Origin of the sequence: Acinetobacter sp. YH01018, assembly GCF_013420295.1 — a bacterium.
GTDB lineage: Bacteria > Pseudomonadota > Gammaproteobacteria > Pseudomonadales > Moraxellaceae > Acinetobacter.
In genome coordinates this window covers 57,322-80,367 of sequence record NZ_VOYL01000005.1, presented here as the reverse complement: position 1 = coordinate 80,367, position 23,046 = coordinate 57,322, and the positions used below count along the sequence as shown (strand labels likewise).

Here is a 23,046-nt window from a genome sequence, read left to right as displayed (position 1 = left end):
AAACAACCCATTGATATTTTTTAAAACTCTATAACCAAGAAATGTGAGTATAATAATGAATAATTTAAAAAATTTATACCAGAGCAGGCTTAGCCATTGTCTTTGTTGGAGCTTAACCTGTCTGCCATTGGCTACACAGGCTGCAGATTTCGTACAGATCAAGCCACATCCTATTGATGCAATTGTGCAGCAAAATATGACACAAAAATCAGTTGTGCCGCCATTAAAAAAAACCAGCAAAATCGATCAGATGCGTATCATGCATATCGATATTGACTATGTATATGATAAAAATAAAGAACAGCAGCAAGAAAATCTTCAGGCTTTATTACAACGTATTAACAAGATTCAACCCAATACCATTTTCTTGCAAGCCTTTGCCGATCCCGATGCAAATGGTTCAGCCAATCAGGTGTACTTTAAAAACCGCCACATCCCGACCAGAGACAATCTTTTTCCTCTTCTTGTCAGCCAGATTCGTAGCAAGACCCAGGTCAAGCATATTTATGCCTGGTTGCCCTTAATGGCGTGGGAGTTTCCAAAAAATTACAAACTGACTTATGTCTCACATAACAACGGCGGAAAACAGGGCTATATTCGGGTATCCCCATTTGATCCGAAAAACCTGCAATATGTTTCCGAGATTTATTTAGATTTTATCAAATCAAATGCAGTAGATGGTGTGCTCTACCATGATGATGTCACGCTGAATGATTATGAAGACAGCTCTGCTCCGGCACAAAATATGTATCGGGCTTGGGGATTTGGTGCAGATCAATTATTAAAACAGCCTCGGCAATCCAAACAATTAGAGTTTGCAAAATTTAAAACAGCCTATCTGGATCAATTTGCTGCAGGTATTACCAAAATCATTAAACAGCAACAACCTCATCTACTGACTGCACGCAATATGTATGCACCTGTGGTCTTAGAGCCTCATAGTGAAAACTGGTTTAGCCAATCCATGCCCAGTACTTATCAATATTATGACTACAATGCCATTATGGCGATGCCCTATATGGAAGAAGCGGATGACCATCAACAATTCTATTTGGATCTCGTAAAACGGTCAAAAAAATATGACCCAGATTTGAGTCATACGATTTTTGAACTTCAGGCGTTGAATTGGCGAAATAATCAAAAACTTTCCACCGAAGAAATTGTGGATACCATCAAGTTTTTAGAAAAACACGGGGTAAAACATATTGGTTATTACCCCGATGATTTTGTAGAGGAACATCCTCAACCATCTAAGCTGAAATCCGCTTTTTTAACTGGTGATTAGTCTCAAAGAATTCCAGTAACCCTTTATTATTATAATAAAGGGTTAAATTTCTGGCCTGTTGCATATTGATAATATCTGCCGTATTCACCTTAAAACTGCTGGCAAGTTGGGGTACCGCGACCGCTAATGGAGCTTTTCTACGATCCTTACCTGAAAAGCGGGCCCAGTTATAAGTTGCCCAAAGCAACAGCACGCCAATAAAGCTTAAAATCATCACAACAATATTGATTAAACTTAATGGGCTATTGGGTTGGGCTTGTATAACCAGTTGCTGATAAATGGTTTGACTTTCAAACCACCATAAAAATAGGGTCAACACTGGCATAAATAACCACATAAACATAAACCAACCCACGATTTGCAAACTGTAACCCAAGCTTTTATTACGTACATATTCAGGTTGATCAATGTACGCTGGTAGTTCTAATTTTGATTCATCTTCAATTAAATAATATTTATAGACTTTAGTCATTTTCTGGCTCTCCTCTAAATCCACGATCTGGGCTTACCCAACGTGCACGTTTTTGAGTCTTGAAAATCGTTTTAGGTAATGCAACCACAGTCGTCAGCATAGTCAGAATCCAGAAGAACAGTGGATACCAAATGACCCAAAAATAGTTTCTGAAGATTCGGGCTTTATCATAGGGTTTATCAATATATAAGCTAACAAAGAATTGAATCAGGCAAGTTAAACCCAGAATAATCCCGTACCATTGTGGAAAGAGAGATTGAATTGCCCACTCTCCGGGTAAAGAAAAAAATAGGCCATATAGATATAAGATAATAATACCGAACATCACATATGCCCAAACCACACTGATAATAGACTCTAGTGCAATAGGCCACATACGGCGTCGATTCCACCTAAATAAGTTTGGTAAATAAGCAAATAAAACCTCCACTCCTCCTTGTGCCCAACGCAAACGCTGTTTCCACAAGCCGTTGAAGGTTTCAGGCATATAGATATAGCACAATGCTCTTGGGACATATTGCAAGTCCCAATGATCGAACTGTAAGCGCCATGATACATCGATATCCTCCGTGATCATGTCATCGCGCCAATATCCAATCCGGTCTAGTGCCGTTTTACGAAAACCAACGATTGCGCCTGAAACAGTAAAGATGCGTCCATAGGTACGTTGTGCACGTTTAATTAATCCAATAATAGAAGAGAATTCACCCACCTGAATTTTGCCCAGAATACTGGAGCGGTTCAAAATACGAGGATTCCCAGTGACTGCCCCAACCCGTGGATATCTTGTTAAATGATGCATCATCCATAACACTGCATGAGGATGGATTAATGCATCACCATCTATACAAACTAGATATTCATTTTGACTCACCATTGCACCGGCACGTAAAGCATAGGCCTTGCCCTGATTTTCAGCCAAATGGACAACCCTGAGTTTTGGATATTTTTGCAAAAGCTCATCTAGAATTTCAGCAGTCTTATCTCGACTACCATCATTGACTGCAATGACTTCAAAATCCGGATACTGTGTTTGCATGGCAAACTTTATGGTATCCCTAACCTGTGCTGCCTCATTAAAACAAGGAATAATAATACTGCATCCATGTTCGCTAGGATGAGGTAACGATGGTTGCTTGCGTTCATGTTTTAAATAGAACCAGATTCCCCCCGCAATCCAAAGCCACGCCATAAATAATGGGTAGAAAAAAGCAAAGCCAAAATATACGTCACTCATTTGAAATAAACTTGAATCAGTCATTATTTCCTCCCCTTCGCAGTATTATTTTCATATGGATTACGATAAGTGAGTGGACTGGTATTAATACTTAGATCTTGGTAAAGATGTCCTTGAACTTGCTGTCCAGCCTTCAATTGATAATTATTAATCCCAATTTTTTGTACGGATAATTTTTTTAATTCCTGATAATATTGTGAATATTCTTTCCAATCACTTCTTTTCCCATTCGGATTTACTGTAAAACTCACGATTAAATACTGTTTTTGTATACTGTTTAATTTTTCCAGTTGTTTTTCTAAAGTTTTAAATATTCCAGAATCTTTCACCGGATCAAATTCAATATAAAGAAAATCATTATTATTTAAACTATATTCCATCAAAGGCATTAATCCATCTACATGCTTATCCTTTAAGGTAATTTTCAAAACAGTTTGATAATTATTACTGATATTGGTGTAATATTTTGCATGTTTTTTAGCTTGATCTTTTATATCAAAAACCTGTTTTATTTTTTCAGCGCATTCCCCATCCCAAGTCTTTTTCTGTATCGCGCAGTCGAGCTCATCTCCAATATCGATCATTACACCTTCAACTGAAGAATTATACTTAACTAATTCCGCAGTAAGATCTGCAAAATTGAGTCCCTGTTTCGTTTGTAAACTGATCGGTAATTCAGCATACACCCGATTACCCACACGGGTGCGTGCTTGCCAAACTGTACGATTTAATAAATCCTTACGCATACCCAGTTGACGATTAGGAAAATAGGCAACATCTATTTTTCCGTCCCCATTTTCATCCGCTACGGTTTTTAATAAAATAGTATTGGTTTGTAATGCACTAATCTGATCTAAGAATTGCCCCAGTTTTTGATCAAAAATTTTGTCATTAGGACTGACCATTTCAGCCAAATCAAAACGGATATAACTTCTCCGCTGTTTGTGGATATCGCTTGCAAAAGTTAAAAAATCCAGCATTTCTGCATGCAGCATTTCGGGGGTTGGATTATTCATTACTAGGGCACGTTGATAGGTTTGCCCCGAATCAGCAAGGGTTGACATACTGCCCAAGCTAAATGACATAGGCAAACCAGCTTTTTCTGCAAGTTCTTCACTTTCCTTGGTCACCGCCCCATAAGGCCAGAATATCGCGCGTGTATCTATTCCCAATTCAGTGTCTAAAATTTTCTTGGATTGTTGTAAATCTTCTACAACCCTGTTTTGATAAGCTTGATCAGATTCATAACGTTGATATTTTGGTAAAAATTGACGTGTAATTGCTGCAGGCTGCATACTTTGTTGTGGATTGGCAAGTATGCCCTTATGCATATTGTCCGAATGTGAAACAAACTCTACCAGACCTGAGCGCTGCATTTCACGCATTTGATCCCAGGACATTAAGCTATTTTGACCATAGGCTTCATAAGCATCTTTGGTATTCCCGTTAATCCAGCTCGTCGGAATAGCAAAAGCAGCGAAATATTTATACTGTTTTAATAATGGAAAAACCCGGGTATAACTACTGAGTGCGCCATCATCAAAGGTCAATAACACTGATTTTTTTGGTAATTTCTTTTTCTTTTGCCGAGCATCCCATACATCTTGCAAACTGATGGTTTGCCAGCCTTCCTGTTTTAGCCAGGCAAAATAGCGTCCTAAATTTTTAGTACTGATTGCATAAAGATCCCGATCTCCTTCACGGGCAACATCATCTCGAACATCATGAAAAGTAATGGTAACAAATAAGTTATCAGGTATTTCAGTGGTATTTTTGGTTATATTTTGCGTAAAACCCGTCGCAGGAACGGCGAAGACCGTTACCATGACAGCAGAAAGTAAGGTTTTCATCACTTGTTTCATTAAAAAATTCCTTTAAAGCCCACTGTTGCATAAGTTTTTTCTTCATCTTCACCATCATAAGGATGAGTTCCCCATCCTATGCCATAGTTCAGACTCCAAGTCCGGGAAACCTGCCAATCATGTCCATAAAAAACGTTATAAATTGGCTTCGCGGAATAATTATCTTGTCCAAAAGTCCCAACGGTAGCTTCAAAATTTTGAGTAAAATTGCGGTCATATCTCCGCCACGTAATCCACTCATGCTGTAAATGCAACTCTGCACTATAACTTTCTTCAGGATTGAAATAGTCCACAATGACATCTTTGTTCTGGCTGTAATAACCCGCTAAAGTCAAACTGGTAATATGATGCGGAGCCTGGAAAATCTGCTGTTTAAGGTATGCCGAAACCTCTTGGCGTGTATTATTATCATCAATATCAGTTAACAGATAGACCAGACCCGCCTTACGAGATTCATGCTGTTGCCAATTCAAATCAAAAGTATAAGATTTACCTTCATTGCCCTTTCGGATGGCCTGTAATGGAATATCCGCCTGACTATTAAATCCGAATGCATACTGCCAATGATCATTCAGCCATTGTGACCAATTGGCCTTGATCCCAAAACGGTCTTGATCTTGTGGATTATCGATACTCTGAGACAACATGATATTCACTGCTTTACGACGTGATGCCCATTCCAGTCCTAAACCTACGCGTTGATCTTCAATTGTGCCCGTATCATATTCACCAGAACGAAAACTGTGATCTACATAAGTACGATAATTATCAAAAAACCATGGGCTGTGAATGCGGGTAAAATGATCCTGCTCACGGTTCCCCTTCAAACGATTAAGTAAAGCCGAGTTATCAGAATCACTTTCTGAAAAGTTACTCTGATGTTGAATAGAGGCATGATTACGGTCATCAAGCTGTTTTTTATTTTTTATTACGGTCGTATCTTCAGGCATGGTTTGCATGAGTTCAGTACTTTGCAGATGCCATTGCTGGATATTTTCCAAAGCTCGCAGATTTTCTAAATGACGGATCCGGATGCCTTCATCTACAGGTATGACTCCATCCCATTGAGATACAATCCATTCTGCACGCTGTGGGTTTTCACGCAAAAGTTGAATGAATGCACGATTATTTTGAAAAAGAACGTTATTCGGTGCTTTTGCAATTAATTGTTCATAGTATTGTTCTGCTTTAGCATATTCTTGACGATAGGCGTAATTAAGCCCGACTAAAGCTAAATATTCACTCCGGTCATCATGAGTAACCTTATCCACACCTTTAGCATTACTGTATTGGAAAGTAGGTAATGCCTTGTCCATCGTTTTGAGTAATTGATCAGCTTCCTTATATTTCTCTTGTTCAATTAATGAGTAATACAAGCCTGCATATAGCTCAAAATGAGCATAGCTCTTTTCATTCAATAAGCTTTTATAAATTTTTTCAGCTATTTGAGGTTGTTGATTCTTAAAGTAAGCATCTGCAATAGCTTGACGCACATAAGGAGGCATCTGTTCTAGAGGCACTCCTGTTTTTGAAATTTGTTCAAAAACTTTTTTAGAGCGATTTCGCTCGTTTAAGGCATAGATGTATTCATAATAAAAACGGCGTTTCCAATTGGAATCATTCGGCAATTGTGATTCGTATTGCTCCATATCTGCGAGCACTTCATCGAGTTGCTGGTACGGCTGTTTTCGTCCTCGATAAATTGAAAGTTTATAATATTCCACAGCATTTTGAATCCGCTGAGAAAATTCACTAATTTTGGCATTGGCTCTGAGATCAGTATTCTCTTTTAATGAGTTACTGTTTTGTATAAAGTTTTCCGCATTAGCGTAATCTGCATTATTCAGCAATGCTAATGCATACTGTTCCTCGGTACCCATGTCCTTGCTCTTTTCAAGAGCCAGATTAGCCGTATTCAATGCCTCAACAGGCATATCTAGTATCCGGTAAGTATAGGAAAGCTGTGCTAAATAATCTGCTTCGACTTGATTAATATCAACTTGAGAAAGGGTTTTTTTCGCCTGAGCCTTTTTACCGGCTTCTGCTTGTAATATTCCTGCCCACACGATCCATTGTTGATTAGAATCGGTTTTGGCAAAGTTTTTGGCCCAGTTTTCTGCAAGCTCAAATTTTTTTAAGTCGCGTAGTGCCTTAATAACATATATTTTTCCATAGTCTGGAAATTGCTGACTTTGAATACCCTTCAGGTAGCGAATATCTGATTCTGCAAATTTTTTATTTTCATAAGCCATTAGTACAAAATCAGCAATCAATTTTTGATTATTGGGATAGCGCCCCAATAATTGCCTGAGTTTTTGTAATCCAGTATCCACCTGGCCTTGTTTAATTAAAGGTACAATTTTTTCACGTTGTTGATCAACAACGTCTTTATAGATCAATTCTGCGAATGACAATGTAGAAAACAGTAAAGTCCCACAGGAGATCGATAGTATAGTGAGATTAAAGTTCATAATTAAAATATTCTTTATTCATTGTTATTAATGGTCATATTGTAATCCACAATATATAAATAAAAGACCGTATTAACAAAAATATTGTGTATAATTTTGTGTTTTTATTATTTTATGCGATAAATATCACATTATTTTAATTGTGAAATATATTATTTTTTTATCTTAGCAAATTATTTTAACAGCAATATTTTATTTATTTAATAATTAATTTTTTATATAATCCTTCATCTTAACCACTTTATAAAAACATTATTACTCAAAATGAATATCTTGTATAAATCAAAAATACTCAATAAGTTGAGTATTTTCATTCATACAGAAAAGATATGTTCTATTATTATAGGAACATAAAATATTCAAAAGTTAAAATATTATTAAGCAGTCAATTCAAATGACTTATTGGAATACAACCTAGAATTTTTTTAGAAGTGCTCGAAGTATTAAAAATAAGCCAAGCAAATACCGGACGAGGCAGACCTTTTAGCCTTTTACCGAAAGATTAACCATTAATGACTCTACGTTATTGGCATAAATATCAAACACTTTTTCCTGTCGCTATGAGCCATGAAATACATGCATCTAATGCATGTGGAATCATCCAAAAGATCGAAAATATTTTAATAAAATATGATAAGTTTCATTTGCCTAGGAAATTATCTCATAGTGAAGGCTTAGATGGGGAGGTTGTTATTGTTGATGCCACTGAGATGGCAATGAAGCATTCCCCAAAAAGCGGAAAAAAATTCTATAAGTGCTAAGAAAAAATACCATACGATTAAAGCTCAACTGACAATTCATGATGAAACGATGCAGATGATTCCAATAGGTCTTGCATAAGGAAGTACACATGATTTTCATTGTCTAAAGATCAGCACAAGAAGCAGAGATATCAAGCCCTTATACTTATTGATAAAGAGTAACCAGCTTTAAGCCGATTAGGGATCAGACGCCGACCACATTTTCAGCAAGTAAAACAACCCATTAACTTTCTTACATAAGCAGAGTAATCGAGAAATGGGCAAACATCGTTTTCGAATTGAGCAGGTAAATGGTAAATTAAAGATTCTTCAAAATTCTTGCTACACTTTACTATAGTCGATGTAAAGGTATAGGTTTAGGCATGAATTTGATTACTGTAATTTACAACATTGAAATAATTTAAAAAGTGATTTTGCAAAAAGTCTGGTTTCTCATTTTTTATATGAAGTTTTTTCAATGTCAGATACCCAGCTTATCAAAGACCATAAAATAAAAAGCCCTCAATTGAGAGCTTTCAAGTTTATTGATTGACTCAGGCCAGGTTTTGGCGTTTTAAAACTTCTAGCATGGTTGATCCGAGCTCTGCAGGACTACGCGTATAAGCCATACCCGCTTTTTCAAAGGCTGCAAATTTTTCTTCTGCTGTGCCCTTACCACCAGAAATAATTGCACCTGCATGCCCCATACGCTTACCTTTTGGTGCAGTCACACCTGCAATATAGCCCACAACCGGCTTGGTGACATGAGACTGAATATATTCAGCTGCTTCCTCTTCTGCGCTACCGCCAATTTCACCAATCATGATAATGGCTTCGGTCTGCGGGTCTTCTTGGAACAACTTCAAGCAATCAATCTGGTTCATGCCTGGAATTGGGTCTCCCCCAATGCCAATACAGGTTGACTGACCTAAACCGAGCTTTGTAGTCTGAGCTACAGCTTCATAGGTTAGTGTACCCGAACGTGAGATAATTCCGATTTTACCTGGCTGATGAATATGTCCTGGCATAATGCCGATTTTACATTCTCCCGGGGTAATAATACCCGGACAGTTTGGACCGATTAAACGTGCACCATTGCCATTGGTTTCAAGATAACGCTTGGCCTTTAACATATCTAAAGTTGGCACACCTTCAGTAATTACAACAATAAGTTCAATCCCAGAATCTACTGCCTCTACAATTGAATCCAATACAAATGGTGCAGGTACATAAATGACCGAGGCATCTGCGCCTGTTTCTTTGACTGCATCTTTCATGGTGTTGAATACAGGTAGGTTTAAATGGCTTTTCCCCCCCTTACCGGGCGTTACACCACCGACGACTTTGGTACCATAAGCCAATGCTTGCTCTGAGTGAAACGTACCATTTTTACCGGTAAAACCTTGTACCAATACTTTGGTGTCTTTATTAATTAATACGCTCATGATTGATACTCCTTAAGCTTTTACCGCAGCAACAATTTTTTCTGCTGCATCAGCTAAACCTGATGCAGAGATTAACGTGAGTCCAGATTCATCCAATAACCTGGCACCCAGTTCTGCGTTATTTCCTTCCAAACGCACAACGACCGGCACGGTTACATGAACTTCCTGGACCGCTGCAATAATGGCTTCAGCAATCATGTCACAACGTACAATTCCACCAAAAATATTAATTAAAACCCCTTGTACCGAGCTGTCTGCCAAAATAATTTTAAACGCTTCAATGACGCGCTCTTTGGTTGCACCACCGCCAACATCAAGGAAGTTCGCAGGCTGACCACCATACAGTTTGATGATGTCCATAGTTGCCATAGCAAGCCCCGCTCCATTGACCATACATCCAATGTTACCTTTTAAGGCTACATAATTCAGGTCATGTTCTGAAGCTTTTAATTCGCGTTCATTTTCCTGAGACTTGTCACGCATCGCTACAATTTCGGGTAAACGGTATAAGGCGTTAGAGTCAATCCCGACTTTGGCATCCACACATAAGATGTCACCATTTTCACGAACTGAAAGGGGGTTAATCTCAAATAGGGCAAAATCATTTTCAATAAATGCCTGATAAGCTGCAGTCATAATTTTGACAAACTGATTGATCTGACCATCTTTCAAATGAAGAGCAAAAGCCACTTCACGAGCTTGAAATGGCATCAGTCCAACCAATGGATCGACTTCGACTTTTATAATTTTTTCTGGGGTTTCTTCAGCCACTTTTTCAATTTCGACCCCACCTTCAGTCGATGCCATAAAAGTTACACGACGGCTGGAACGGTCGACCACTGCACCAAGATACAGCTCGCGTTCAACCGGATAAACATCTTCAGAGACTAAAATGCTGTTGACTGGTTGTCCATTGGCATCCGTCTGATAAGTCACTAAACGAGTACCAATGATCTGATTGGCATAGTCTTCAGCTTCTTGTGCAGACTTCACCACTTTTACCCCACCAGCCTTACCGCGTCCCCCGGCATGTACTTGGGCTTTGAGTACTGCAAATTTACCACCAAGCTGCTCAAAAGCTTTTACGGTTTCTTCTGCATTTGTTGCCAAGATACCCTCTTGAACCGGCATCCCATATTTTTTTAATAACGTTTTTGCTTGATACTCATGTAAATTCATTGAACAACCTTTTAGTACTTATTTGACTTTGTTATTACGTTCACCAATATCTTTTGGTTCACATCAATCAATATTGGTATTTTGAGAACTTAAAATGATTCTTATCTTTATTTTTAGATGATTGTTCTAATAAAAACAACTATCAAATGTAAAAAGAGCGACCTAAGCCGCTCTTTTTTGTCTTACTTACGCTTACGTTGAATCGCGTGAATCGCTCGTCCATCTACTGCAAGTGCAGCTTCATGAACCACTTCAGAGAAGGTTGGATGACCAAAAGTCATCAACTGTAAATCTTCAACTGAAGATACAAACTCAAGTGCAATCATACCTTGGTGTACGATATCAGACGCAGCTGGTCCAATCACATGCATACCAAGTAAACGGTCAGTTTTTGCATCAGCAACAAACTTCACGAAACCAGCACCTTCGCCCGCAGCTAAAGCACGGCCATTTACAGCAAAACCGAATTGACCAGTTTTAACTTCGTGGCCTTTTTCTTTGGCTTGCTCTTCTGTTAAACCGACCCACGCTGCTTCCGGGTGAGTATAGATAACAGAAATAATCGTGTCGTAGTTCACTTGTGCAGCATGACCATGAATACGCTCTACAGCCATTACGCCTTCTTCCATTGCTTTGTGTGCAAGCATTGGACCACGTACCAAGTCACCAATTGCATATACGCCTTCCACAGAAGTCGCACACCAATCGTTCACTTCAACCAGACCGCGTTCAGTCAGTTTAATGCCACAATCATCTGCCAATAAACCTTCAGCATAAGCACGACGGCCTACACAAACGATCAACTTATCGAAAGTTTGCTCTTTGTCTTCACCGCCTTGAGTGTACTTAACAGTTACTTCACGACCGTTAATTTCAGTACCAGACACTTTCGCGCCTACACGGATATCAAGACCTTGCTTAGTTAACAGTTTCTGGAAGTCTTTTGCCAATGCTTTATCCGCCATTGGCAAGAATGCATCCATTGCTTCAAATACAACAACTTCTGCACCTAAACGACGCCATACTGAACCAAGCTCAAGACCAATCACGCCTGCACCAATAACACCTAAACGTTTAGGCACTTCTGGGAATTCAAGCGCGCCAGTTGAATCAACAATGATATCTTGATCAACAGGAGCTACAGGAATATTTACTGGCACAGAACCAGTGGCAAGAATGACATACTTAGGCTCTAAAACTTGAGTTTCACCTTCGTGAGAAACGAACTCAACTTTTTTACCTGCCAGTAATTTACCAGTACCTTTTAACCACTCGACACCGTTACCTTTTAATAACTGGTCAATACCGCCAGTCAACTGGTCAACGATTTTATCTTTACGTGCAAGAAGCTTAGACAAGTCGAAACTTACTTCACCAGTGGTAATACCGTGATCATCTAAATGTTTTACGGTGTCTTCATAACGGTGTGAAGAATCAAGTAATGCCTTAGACGGGATACAACCCACGTTTAAGCAAGTACCACCTAAAGAAGGTTTGCCTTTATGAATACGTTTTTCGATACACGCAACTTTAAAACCAAGTTGAGCTGCACGAATTGCAGCTTCATAACCACCTGGTCCACCGCCAATTACTACTAAATCAAATTGTTGAGACATTATGCTCTCCAAAAATGGGCCTAGAGGATCGCTCTAAGCCCATGGATTTATTCTATAAAATTAAAGATCAAGGATAAGACGAGCAGGTTCTTCTAACAATTCTTTGATTGCTACAAGGAAACCTACCGCTTCTTTACCATCAATTAAACGGTGGTCATAAGAAAGTGCTAGATACATCATTGGCAAGATTTCTACTTGACCATTCACTGCCATAGGACGGTCTTGGATTTTGTGCATACCCAAGATTGCAGTTTGTGGTGTGTTCAAAATTGGGGTAGAAAGCAATGAACCGAAAGTACCACCGTTAGTAATAGTGAACGTACCGCCAGTCATGTCTTCAATACCTAACTTGCCATCACGTGCCTTAACAGCATAAGCGCGAATACCGTTTTCTACTTCAGCATAGTTCATACGGTCAGTATCACGTAATACAGGAACTACTAGACCACGATCGCTTGATACAGCTACACCGATGTCATAGTAACCGTGATAAACAATGTCATCACCATCGATAGACGCGTTTACAGCTGGATAGCGTTTAAGTGCTTCAGTCGCTGCTTTAACGAAGAATGACATGAAGCCTAGACGTGCACCATGACGCTTTTCAAATGCATCTTTATATTGAGCACGCATTTCCATGATTGGTTTCATGTTCACTTCGTTGAACGTAGTCAACATTGCTGTTGATTGAGTTGCAGCAAGTAAACGTTCAGCAACACGTTTACGAAGACGAGTCATAGGAACACGTTTTTCGATACGTTCACCAACAGCCACACTTAACGGCGCAGCAGCAGGAGCAGCCGGTTTAGCTTGATGAGCTGCAACATCTTCTTTAGTGATGCGACCACCGCGACCAGTACCAGCTACATCGCTCGCTGCAATACCAGTTTCAGTCAATGCTTTACGCACTGCTGGAGCTTGATCAGCAACAGGTTGAGCACGCTCAACAACAGGTGCATTACCCGCTTGAGTTTGTGCAGCCGCTTGTTCAACTTTTTCTTCAGATTGAACTGCTTGAGTTTGAGCAGCGCCAGAAACAGCGCCCTCTTCAAACTGTGCAATCACTTCAGCTGAAAGAACTGTATCACCTTCATTTTTAATGATTGATGCAATTGTACCGTCAGCAGGAGCAACAACTTCTAAAACAACTTTATCAGTTTCAATATCGCAGATCACTTCATCACGTGATACAGCTTCACCTGGTTGTTTGTGCCAAGTTGCAATCGTACCGTCTGCAACTGACTCTGGGAATACCGGTGCTTTAATTTCGGTTGCCATTACTTAGAATCTCCTGATTGTTCAGCTGCAATCGCTAATGCGTCATTTACCAGCTGAGCTTGTTGTTTTGCATGCAAATATGGTGAACCGCAAGCTGGCGCAGCAGAAGCTGGACGACCTGCGTAGCTAACACGTACCTGTTTACCTGTTTTCATTACATCGTCATATAAACGAGGAGCAATGAATAACCAAGCACCTTGGTTTTTCGGCTCTTCTTGAGTCCAAACCACTTCTTTTAGATTTGGATAAGAAGCAAGTACTTCAGCAATACGTTGTTCTGGATATGGGTACAATTGTTCGATACGAACGATTGCAGTGTTGTTTAATTCCTGTTCACGACGTTTTTCAAGTAAATCGTAATAAACCTTACCACCACAAAGCACCAAACGAGTTACATCAGATTTGTTGATGTTATCGATTTCGTCAATCACAGTCTGGAATGAACCATTTGCAAGCTCTTCAAGCGTAGAGGTTGCAAGTTTGTGACGAAGCAATGACTTCGGTGACATGATGATCATTGGTTTGCGGATTGGACGAAGTGCTTGACGACGCATCGCATGGAAAATTTGCGCTGGTGTAGTCGGTGTCATCACTTGCATGTTGTCTTCAGCACAAAGCTGTAAGAAACGTTCTAAACGTGCAGATGAATGCTCTGGACCTTGACCTTCAAAACCATGTGGAAGAAGCATAGTTAAACCACATACGCGTTCCCATTTAGTTTCACCAGATGCGATGAACTGGTCAATTACAACTTGCGCACAGTTAGCGAAATCACCGAACTGAGCTTCCCAGATAATCAAGCTCTTAGGAAGAGTCGTTGCATAACCGTATTCAAATGCAAGTACCGCCATTTCTGACAATAAAGAGTCATAAATTGCTGTACGTGGCTGGTTTTCTTTCAGGTTACATAATGGAATGTAAGTTGAACCGTCTACCTGGTTATGCAATTTCGCATGACGGTGTGAGAAAGTACCACGACCCACGTCTTCACCAGTTAAACGAACCAGGAAGCCTTCATCTAGAATAGTTGCATACGCTAAAGTTTCTGCAGCCCCCCAGTTCAGCGGCATTTCGCCAGTTTGCATTTTCAGACGGTCGTCAATCACTTTTGCAACCTGACGCTGCATAACGAAGCCTTCTGGAAGCTCACGCATTTTGGTACCGAGTTCTTTCAAGCGTTCGATTGGGAATGATGTATCCCATACGTCTGTGTACTCGTGACCCAAGTATGGAGACCAGTCGACAAACATTTTGGTATTTGGTTCAAGTACCAATGCATTGGCAACATGCTTGCCTGCTTCAAGGTCTGAACGGTATTGTTCAACCATTGCATCAGCAGCAGCACGATCCAGAACATTTTGTTGTACAAGTTGGTCAGCATAAAGCGTACGAGTGGTCGCTTTTTTGTTAATCACTTGATACATCATTGGTTGAGTTGCAGCTGGCTCATCCGCTTCGTTGTGACCACGACGACGGTAACAGAACATGTCAATTACAACGTCTTTACGGAAAGTATGACGGAAGTCATGTGCCAATTGAGAAACAAACAATACAGCTTCAGGATCATCACCATTGACATGGAAGATCGGTGCCTGAATCATTTTCGCGATATCAGTACAGTATTCTGTAGAACGTGCATCACGTGGGTCAGAAGTTGTGAAGCCCACCTGGTTGTTAACAACGATGTGAACTGTACCACCTACGGTATAACCACGTGTTTGTGACATCTGGAAGGTTTCTTGGTTTACACCTTGACCTGCAAATGCTGCATCACCATGAACAATGATTGGCAATACATCATCACCACCAATGTCTTTGCGACGGACTTGACGTGCACGTACAGAACCTTCAACTACAGGTCCAACGATTTCCAAGTGAGATGGGTTAAATGCCAATGCCAAGTGAACTTCGCCACCCGGTGTCATCACGTTAGATGAGAAACCTTGGTGATATTTAACGTCACCAGAACCTTTTTTGTGCAGTGATTTACCTTCAAACTCACCAAACAGGTCAGCCGGGTTTTTACCCATAATGTTGACCAGCAAGTTCAAACGGCCACGGTGCGGCATACCGATTACAACTTCTTTACAGCCTACAGAGCCTGCACGTTGAATCAGTTCATTCACCATCGGGATGAAGGATTCACCACCTTCTACACCAAAGCGTTTTGCACCAACGTATTTATTACCGAGGTATTTTTCCAGACCTTCAGCTGCTGTCAGACGTTCTAAGACGTGTTTTTTCTGCTCAGCAGTGAAACCGAATTGACCTTTTGCACTTTCAAGGCGTTGTTGAATCCAGCGTTTTTCTTTGGTATCAACAATATGCATGTATTCAGCACCAATAGAAGCACAATAAGTTGCTTCCATCGCCTGAACCATTTCAGCTAGAGTTGCTTCACTCTTACCGATTGCAAGGTTACCTGTGTTAAATACTGTATCTAAATCAGATTGAGTCAAACCATGCGCAGCAAGATCAAGATCAGGTACGATTTCACGCTTAGCCAAACCTAGTGGATCTAATTTTGCTTTTTGATGACCACGGTTACGATAAGCCGCAATTAGTTGCAATACGCCAATTTGACGACGCTCATGCTCAGAACTTACAGCACTTTGAATTACAGGTTGAACGCGACTTGAGTTGCGACCTAATAAAAGGAATTGCTCACGTACATTGCTATGTGGTTGATCACCTTTAGGGAATTTACCGAAGTATTCCTGCCAGTCAGCACCTACTGAATCTGGAGCCGTCAAATACTGCTCATAAAGTTCTTCAATATACGCTGCACTGTCAGCGCTAAGTTCAGTGTCAAGACGCAGTGCGTCAGCAACTTCTTGCATTTGTGGACCCATTTCCTATTGCAAAAACATTTTCAGGATGCTTTTTAAGCGAACCCATGATTAATAATGTCAAATTGGTAATATGACATTAGTCCCCATAAGGCATAAGCCATGAGGCGTGATCACTACATTAGGAATAACCCAATGTGAATAATGAATCATAACGCCCCCATTGGCATCATCACTCATTGATATATACTCGACCAAGACCGAGCAATTTTTTTGCAAATCGACTTAGAAAAAATAACTACGCGACTTAATTTTTCTAAAGCGATTTATATCTATTTATAAACCTTATACATAATTTCAGATGTTGAAAAAATGTACGCAAATACAGTGCTTTTTTTAAATATAGCTTTGTGCCAAATCGTAACATGTTCTCCAGTTGCAATTGATTTTTTTGACACATACCTCTCATAACTCAGCGAAATACATATCCTCCATTTTCATCTAACATATGGTGCTTTATCTCATAATTAGATTCAATCTAGACCAAAGTCCTACCCCACGCCCACACATATAACAAAAGAGAGCTCAATATTTAAACTGGCTCTCTTTATATGCGTTATATGATAACATTTTAATCTCAACTTTGCAGATTCAAGCCTACAATTAGTGCTTTAATCACTCACTCAAACAATCCCACCACACTTAGATCGCTTTTAAGCAAGATTCCGTCTCTACTTTAATCAATTATATATTTTTTAATAACACTTCACACCCCTACTCCTGTCTATTCATATAGCCATTTAGTATTCCTTACCTATCTTACAACTATTAAAAGCATAAAAAAGCACACCCTAAGGTGTGCTTTTTTAACTGGAGCAGATTAACCTGCTTGATCTAACAACATACTACGGATATGACCGATAGCTTTAGTTGGATTAAGACCTTTAGGGCAAACTGATACACAGTTCATAATACCTTTACAACGGAATAGCGAGAATGGATCGTCAAGACGAGCCAAACGCTCTTGTGTTCCAGTATCACGCGAGTCAATGATGAAGCGGTAAGCATTCAACAATGCTGAAGGACCCAAGAACTTGTCAGGGTTCCACCAGAATGACGGACATGAAGTCGAACAACATGCGCAAAGAATACATTCATATAAACCATCAAGGTGTTCACGTTCTTCAGGAGACTGTAAACGCTCTTTCGGTGGCGCAGGCTGGTTGTTGATCAAGAACGGATGAATTTTATTGTACTGATCATAGAACTGATTCATATCTACAACCAAGTCTTTAACCACTGGCAGACCTGGAAGTGGACGAACAGTAATCACTTCCGGTAAATCATTCAGGTTCCACAGACACGCCAAACCATTTTTACCATTGATGTTTACACCATCAGAACCACAAATACCTTCACGACATGAACGACGGAACGTTAAAGATTCGTCCTGCACTTTCAAAGCAAGAAGAGCATCAAGCAACATACGGTGCTTGTCTGTCAATTCAAGTTTAAAAGTTTGCATGTACGGTGCTTTATCCTTATCAGGATCGTAGCGGTAGATATTAAATGTACGAGTACCTCTACTCATCTTACTTCTCCCTATTAGAATGTACGTGGTTTAGGTGGAATTGCATCAACCGATAAAGGTTTGTAACGCACTGGCTTGTACTCAAGATGGTTATCAACAGAGAACCATAATGTGTGCTTCATCCACTCATCATCACGACGACCGTATGGATAGTCCGCATGTTCTGGCGGCAATTCAAAATCTACCACTGTATGCGCACCACGACATTCTTTACGAGCCGCAGCAGAAATCAGTGTTGCTTTCGCCACTTCATACAAGTTTTCAACTTCTAGAGCTTCAATACGTGCAGTGTTGAATACTTTAGATTTGTCTTTCAAGTGAATGTTACGAACACGTGGCTCAATCGCAAGAATTTGCTTCACACCTTCTTCAAGAAGTGCAGATGTACGGAATACACCAGCGTGGTCTTGAACGATGTCACGGATTGCATCAGCAACTTCTTGAGCATTTTCACCTGAAGTCGACTCATCCAATTTACGAATACGTTCAACAGTTTGCTCAAGCACAGTCGTAGGAAGCGGTTGGTAGTCATCACCATGATGTTTAGTCACATAATCAATGATATGTTGACCAGCAGCTTTACCGAATACAACCAAGTCAAGCAATGAGTTTGTACCTAAACGGTTCGCACCATGTACAGATACACATGAACATTCACCAATTGCATAGAAACCTTTCACTGGCTTAGTGAAGTCGCGGCCTTCCGCATTTGTAGAATAAACATCAGTATCTTTGTTGTAGTGTGCTTCAAGCGGAGTTGTTTCGCGAGATTCAGGAACCACAACCTGACCATGAATATTCGTTGGAATACCACCCATTTGATAATGGATTGTTGGTACTACTGGAATCGGCTCTTTAGTGATATCAACGTTCGCGAATTTCTTACCAATCTCGAATACAGATGGAAGACGTTTCATGATCGTATCTGCACCTAAGTGCGTCATATCAAGAAGAATGTAGTCACCTTTAGGACCACAACCACGACCTTCTTTGATTTCCTGGTCCATAGAACGTGATACGAAGTCACGTGGCGCCAAGTCTTTCAAAGTTGGAGCATAACGTTCCATGAACGGTTCGCCGTCTTTGTTACGAAGGATTGCACCTTCACCACGACAACCTTCAGTCAACAATACACCTGCACCCGCAACACCCGTTGGGTGGAATTGCCAGAATTCCATATCTTGTAATGGAATACCTGCACGAGCCGCCATACCAAGACCGTCACCAGTATTGATATATGCGTTAGTAGATGCACGGTAAACACGACCTGCACCACCTGTAGCGAATAATGTCGCTTTGGCTTGGAATACTGCAATTTTACCAGTTTCCTGGTCAATAGCAGTTACACCAAGTACGTCACCAGCTTCGTTACGGATCAAGTCAAGTGCGATCCATTCTACGAAGAATTGCGTACCCATTTTCACGTTGCTTTGATAAAGCGTGTGAAGCAGTGCGTGACCTGTACGGTCGGCAGCAGCACATGCACGAGGAACTGCTTTTTCACCGTAGTTTGCAGAGTGACCGCCGAATGGACGTTGGTAAATTGTACCGTCTGCGTTACGGTCGAATGGCATACCCAGATGTTCTAATTCATAAACAACTTGTGGAGCCTCACGCGTCATAAATTCGATCGCGTCTTGGTCGCCCAACCAGTCTGAACCTTTAACCGTGTCATAGAAGTGGTAGTGCCAGTTATCTTCTTGCATATTACCAAGAGATGCACCAATACCGCCCTGTGCCGCTACAGTATGAGAACGTGTTGGGAACACTTTAGTCAGTACCGCAACTTTCAAACCCGCTTGAGCAAGCTGGTAAGATGCGCGCATACCTGAACCACCACCACCAACGATGACAGCATCGAAAGTTTCGTGTGGAATATTTGTGTAATCTTCTTTAGGGTTAATCGCGCCCATGATATTTTCCTATCAATTCGCCCAAAAAATCTGGATCGCCCAGATTGCATATGCAAATACAGCAATAATCACTGCTGAAGTCAGCACCAAACGCAAGCCCGAAGCTGAAGGACCCATTTGACGAGTAGTCACATAATCCGTGAATACCTGCCACATACCGATCCAAGCGTGTGCGACAAGAGATAAGACTGCCAATAAAGACATAATCTTCATTGGTAATGTCATCATAAAGCCAAACCATTGTTCATAGTTAAATCCACCATTCAGAAGGATCCAACCCAATACCACAACAGTATAAACAGCTAATACAACAGCACTTACGCGTTGGATATACCAATCGCGAGAACCTGAACCCGTTAAACCTGTAGCACTTTTCATTAGAGAACAATCCATACAAATGATGCGACAATAGAAATCGCAGCCAAGATCAATGAAATAGTAGCTGCCACACGACCACTTTGCAGTTCTTCAGCAAAACCAAGGTCAGCAAGTAAATGCTTAATACCCATAATAAAATGGAAAAGTAAGCCGGCTACAAACACCCATACGATAAAGCGCACAATGAAGCCACTAAAGATTGCCTGAACTTCAGCAAAACCTTCAGCAGAAGACAACGATTTGTCTAAAAGCCACAAAAGTACCGGTACAAGTAAAAATACGATGACACCAGAGAGACGGTGTAGAATTGATGCAATAGCCACAGGGGATTTTAAGTTTACTTCTAAAACTTGACCCATGGACAAATTGACAGGTCTGTTGCTTTTCACAGCGGGCATCCTGTAAGTAAAAACTCCATCCGGAGTTTGTTGGAATTAATTCGAAGGAAAGCTAGCATTTTTAGGCAATTACTCTATCCAGTAACACCTAAACTTAAAACGACACTGAATTATAAAACGTGAACTATCAAAATACAAACAGTCACATTTAGCTTTTCCATAAAAAAGCATCAAATAAGAATCATTAACATAAAATCCCCAATGCAAGCAGACAAAATACATCTAAGAAAACAGAGCTATATGTTTGGTTTTTATTAAATAAAATTAAATTTTATTTATCGTTTTTAGGTTTGAGAATTAAATTTATTTATTTAGACTAAAGATGAACAAAGAATCATTATATTTTACAACAATCCTAGCTGTATTTATATCATTTATAACAACTTTCATTTCCATAAAAAATATATGGTATTTATAATAATTATATCAATCCAACTTCATGAAATGAAATAACCACTTAGTCTGTGCATAACTTCCTTATATGGCAAAATCATGCTGATTTTTTCTGCAAAATTATGGTTTATTTTATCCAATTTGGACAAATAACCGGCATTTCAGCACATATTTGGCAGCTATTTTTTAACCAAACAAACTTAATTTCACTTTTCATTTATCGCTTTTAATTATGACTAAAAAATCAGCAAAAAATACAATAAAAAGATGTAAGTTACGAAAATTAGAATAATTTAAAATATTAGGCTTGACGTAAATTCGAAACCTATCAGAGTTTTTAGGAATTAAAAATTGCCTACAATTCCCACAACATGCATATTTTTTTCTGCAACTTATTTTCATTTGACTTATTATACAGCGTCGATACTGATATTTTCCTCATGGCTACTGGATTTTTTTGACCCAACCCCGGTGAGGGCGTCGCTTTATCCATAAGTATAATTGACAAAATTTCAGTACTCACTAATCTTATAGCAAATTTTTGACCCGTCTGATTCGCGCATTAAAAGATTAGTACTACGAGTCAGATAAAACATTCACCAGGACAGGAGATCTATTGAATGTCTGCAGCAACTGGCAAAAAAGCCGTTTTACAGCTTGATGGCAAAGAAATTGAATTACCAATTTACAGCGGCACATTGGGCCCAGATGTAATCGACGTTAAAGATGTGTTGGCCGCAGGTCACTTTACTTTTGATCCTGGTTTTATGGCAACAGCTGCATGTGAATCTAAAATCACATTCATCGATGGTAACAAAGGTGTTCTTCTACACCGCGGTTACCCAATCGACCAGCTTGCAACTAAAGCAGACTATTTAGAAACTTGCTACTTATTGTTAAACGGCGAACTTCCAACAGCTGAACAAAAAGTAGAATTTGATGCTAAAGTTCGTAACCACACTATGGTTCATGACCAAGTTAGCCGTTTCTTCAATGGTTTCCGTCGTGATGCTCACCCGATGGCAATTATGGTTGGTGTAGTTGGTGCGCTTTCTGCGTTCTATCACAACAACTTGGACATCGAAGACGTTAACCACCGTGAAATTACTGCAATCCGCTTGATTGCTAAAGTTCCTACGCTAGCAGCTTGGAGCTACAAATATACAGTTGGTCAACCATTCGTTTACCCACGTAATGACTTGAGCTACGCTGAAAACTTCTTGTACATGATGTTTGCTACTCCTGCAGACAAAGACTACAAAGTTAACCCAATTCTTGCTAAAGCAATGGATCGTATCTTCACGCTTCATGCTGACCACGAACAAAACGCATCTACTTCTACAGTACGCTTAGCCGGTTCTACTGGTGCTAACCCTTACGCATGTATCGCTGCGGGTATCTCTGCACTTTGGGGTCCTGCTCACGGTGGTGCGAACGAAGCCGTTCTTAAGATGCTTGATGAAATCGGCACTGTAGAAAACGTTGCGGGCTTCATGGAAAAAGTGAAGACTAAAGAAGTTAAACTGATGGGCTTCGGTCACCGAGTTTATAAAAACTTCGATCCACGCGCGAAAGTAATGAAAGAAACTTGTGATGAAGTTCTTGGTGCGCTTGGTATCAACGATCCACAACTTGCTCTTGCAATGGAACTTGAACGCATTGCATTGTCTGATGAATACTTCATCAAACGTAACTTATACCCTAACGTAGACTTCTATTCAGGTATCATCCTTAAAGCGATTGGTATTCCGACTGAAATGTTTACTGTAATCTTCGCTCTTGCACGTACAGTGGGCTGGATCAGCCACTGGTTAGAAATGCACAGCGGCCCTTACAAAATCGGTCGTCCACGTCAGCTTTACACTGGTGAAGTTCAACGTGACATCCAAGGTCGTTAATTCTTTTAGAATTAATGATTTAAAAAAACCGCCCCTTCCGGGCGGTTTTTTTACGTCTTTCAATCAAGCCTCTACTCCATGCTATAAAATTTTACTCAACC

Annotated in this window: 16 protein-coding genes; 3 read left to right on the top strand and 13 right to left on the bottom strand. The window is 40.0% G+C overall.

Translation table 11 applies throughout. The annotated features are described in order from the left end of the window. The first annotated feature begins 55 nt into the window (after positions 1-55). Positions 56-1,285: a poly-beta-1,6-N-acetyl-D-glucosamine N-deacetylase PgaB gene (pgaB, locus tag FTT83_RS03370; protein WP_180042349.1), complete on the top strand. Its 1,230-nt coding sequence runs from the start codon at positions 56-58 to the stop codon at positions 1,283-1,285. Here pgaB (FTT83_RS03370) and pgaD read toward each other — a convergent pair. From pgaD to pgaA, 4 genes are read right to left on the bottom strand one after another with little or no spacing between them, the layout of a single operon-like run. After that, positions 1,251-1,757, bottom strand: a complete 507-nt coding sequence (gene pgaD, locus FTT83_RS03365) for a poly-beta-1,6-N-acetyl-D-glucosamine biosynthesis protein PgaD (RefSeq protein WP_180042351.1) — start codon at positions 1,755-1,757, stop codon at positions 1,251-1,253. The two genes, pgaB (FTT83_RS03370) and pgaD, sit on opposite strands and share 35 nt — an antisense overlap. Next, positions 1,750-3,018, bottom strand: coding sequence for a poly-beta-1,6-N-acetyl-D-glucosamine synthase (pgaC, locus tag FTT83_RS03360; RefSeq protein ID WP_086196815.1), 1,269 nt, complete (start codon positions 3,016-3,018; stop codon positions 1,750-1,752). The genes pgaD and pgaC overlap by 8 nt, the downstream gene beginning before the upstream one ends. Next, complete coding sequence (gene pgaB, locus FTT83_RS03355) at positions 3,018-4,856, bottom strand: poly-beta-1,6-N-acetyl-D-glucosamine N-deacetylase PgaB (protein ID WP_180042353.1); 1,839 nt, start codon at positions 4,854-4,856, stop codon at positions 3,018-3,020. Before pgaB (FTT83_RS03355) ends, pgaC begins: the two co-directional genes overlap by 1 nt. Beyond that, positions 4,856-7,327 (bottom strand): poly-beta-1,6 N-acetyl-D-glucosamine export porin PgaA, encoded by a 2,472-nt coding sequence (gene pgaA, locus FTT83_RS03350; protein WP_180042355.1) that lies wholly within the window; start codon positions 7,325-7,327, stop codon positions 4,856-4,858. The genes pgaB (FTT83_RS03355) and pgaA overlap by 1 nt, the downstream gene beginning before the upstream one ends. A gap of 512 nt (positions 7,328-7,839) precedes the next feature. On the opposite strand from pgaA, the gene FTT83_RS03345 reads away from it, so the two are divergent. Further along, positions 7,840-8,088, top strand: a complete 249-nt coding sequence (locus FTT83_RS03345; protein ID WP_180042357.1) for a hypothetical protein — start codon at positions 7,840-7,842, stop codon at positions 8,086-8,088. A 533-nt stretch (positions 8,089-8,621) separates the two neighbouring features. Here FTT83_RS03345 and sucD read toward each other — a convergent pair. From sucD to sdhC, 9 genes are all read right to left on the bottom strand, one after another. Beyond that, positions 8,622-9,512, bottom strand: coding sequence for a succinate--CoA ligase subunit alpha (sucD, locus tag FTT83_RS03340; protein ID WP_180042359.1), 891 nt, complete (start codon positions 9,510-9,512; stop codon positions 8,622-8,624). Positions 9,513-9,524: 12 nt separating this feature from the next. Next, the gene (gene sucC, locus FTT83_RS03335; protein ID WP_180042361.1) at positions 9,525-10,691 is read right to left on the bottom strand and encodes an ADP-forming succinate--CoA ligase subunit beta; all 1,167 of its coding nucleotides are present in this window, start codon (positions 10,689-10,691) and stop codon (positions 9,525-9,527) included. Positions 10,692-10,873: 182 nt separating this feature from the next. Beyond that, entirely contained in the window at positions 10,874-12,307 is a 1,434-nt protein-coding gene (gene lpdA, locus FTT83_RS03330) for a dihydrolipoyl dehydrogenase (RefSeq protein WP_180042363.1), read from the bottom strand. A gap of 60 nt (positions 12,308-12,367) precedes the next feature. Next, the gene (gene odhB, locus FTT83_RS03325) at positions 12,368-13,585 is read right to left on the bottom strand and encodes a 2-oxoglutarate dehydrogenase complex dihydrolipoyllysine-residue succinyltransferase (RefSeq protein WP_180042365.1); all 1,218 of its coding nucleotides are present in this window, start codon (positions 13,583-13,585) and stop codon (positions 12,368-12,370) included. Beyond that, positions 13,585-16,425 (bottom strand): 2-oxoglutarate dehydrogenase E1 component, encoded by a 2,841-nt coding sequence (locus tag FTT83_RS03320; protein ID WP_086196928.1) that lies wholly within the window; start codon positions 16,423-16,425, stop codon positions 13,585-13,587. Before FTT83_RS03320 ends, odhB begins: the two co-directional genes overlap by 1 nt. 829 nt (positions 16,426-17,254) lie before the next feature. After that, positions 17,255-17,965, bottom strand: coding sequence for a succinate dehydrogenase iron-sulfur subunit (locus FTT83_RS03315; protein ID WP_086196822.1), 711 nt, complete (start codon positions 17,963-17,965; stop codon positions 17,255-17,257). Between the two features lie 14 nt (positions 17,966-17,979). After that, positions 17,980-19,878, bottom strand: coding sequence for an FAD-binding protein (locus tag FTT83_RS03310; RefSeq protein ID WP_086196823.1), 1,899 nt, complete (start codon positions 19,876-19,878; stop codon positions 17,980-17,982). Positions 19,879-19,890: 12 nt separating this feature from the next. Further along, positions 19,891-20,256, bottom strand: a complete 366-nt coding sequence (sdhD, locus tag FTT83_RS03305; RefSeq protein WP_180042367.1) for a succinate dehydrogenase, hydrophobic membrane anchor protein — start codon at positions 20,254-20,256, stop codon at positions 19,891-19,893. Further along, a complete protein-coding gene (gene sdhC, locus FTT83_RS03300; protein WP_131273317.1) occupies positions 20,256-20,654 on the bottom strand; it encodes a succinate dehydrogenase, cytochrome b556 subunit in 399 nt (132 codons plus the stop codon). The genes sdhD and sdhC overlap by 1 nt, the downstream gene beginning before the upstream one ends. 1,013 nt (positions 20,655-21,667) lie before the next feature. Here sdhC and gltA point away from each other — a divergent pair. After that, the gene (gltA, locus tag FTT83_RS03295) at positions 21,668-22,945 is read left to right on the top strand and encodes a citrate synthase (RefSeq protein WP_086196825.1); all 1,278 of its coding nucleotides are present in this window, start codon (positions 21,668-21,670) and stop codon (positions 22,943-22,945) included. Positions 22,946-23,046: the final 101 nt, after the last annotated feature.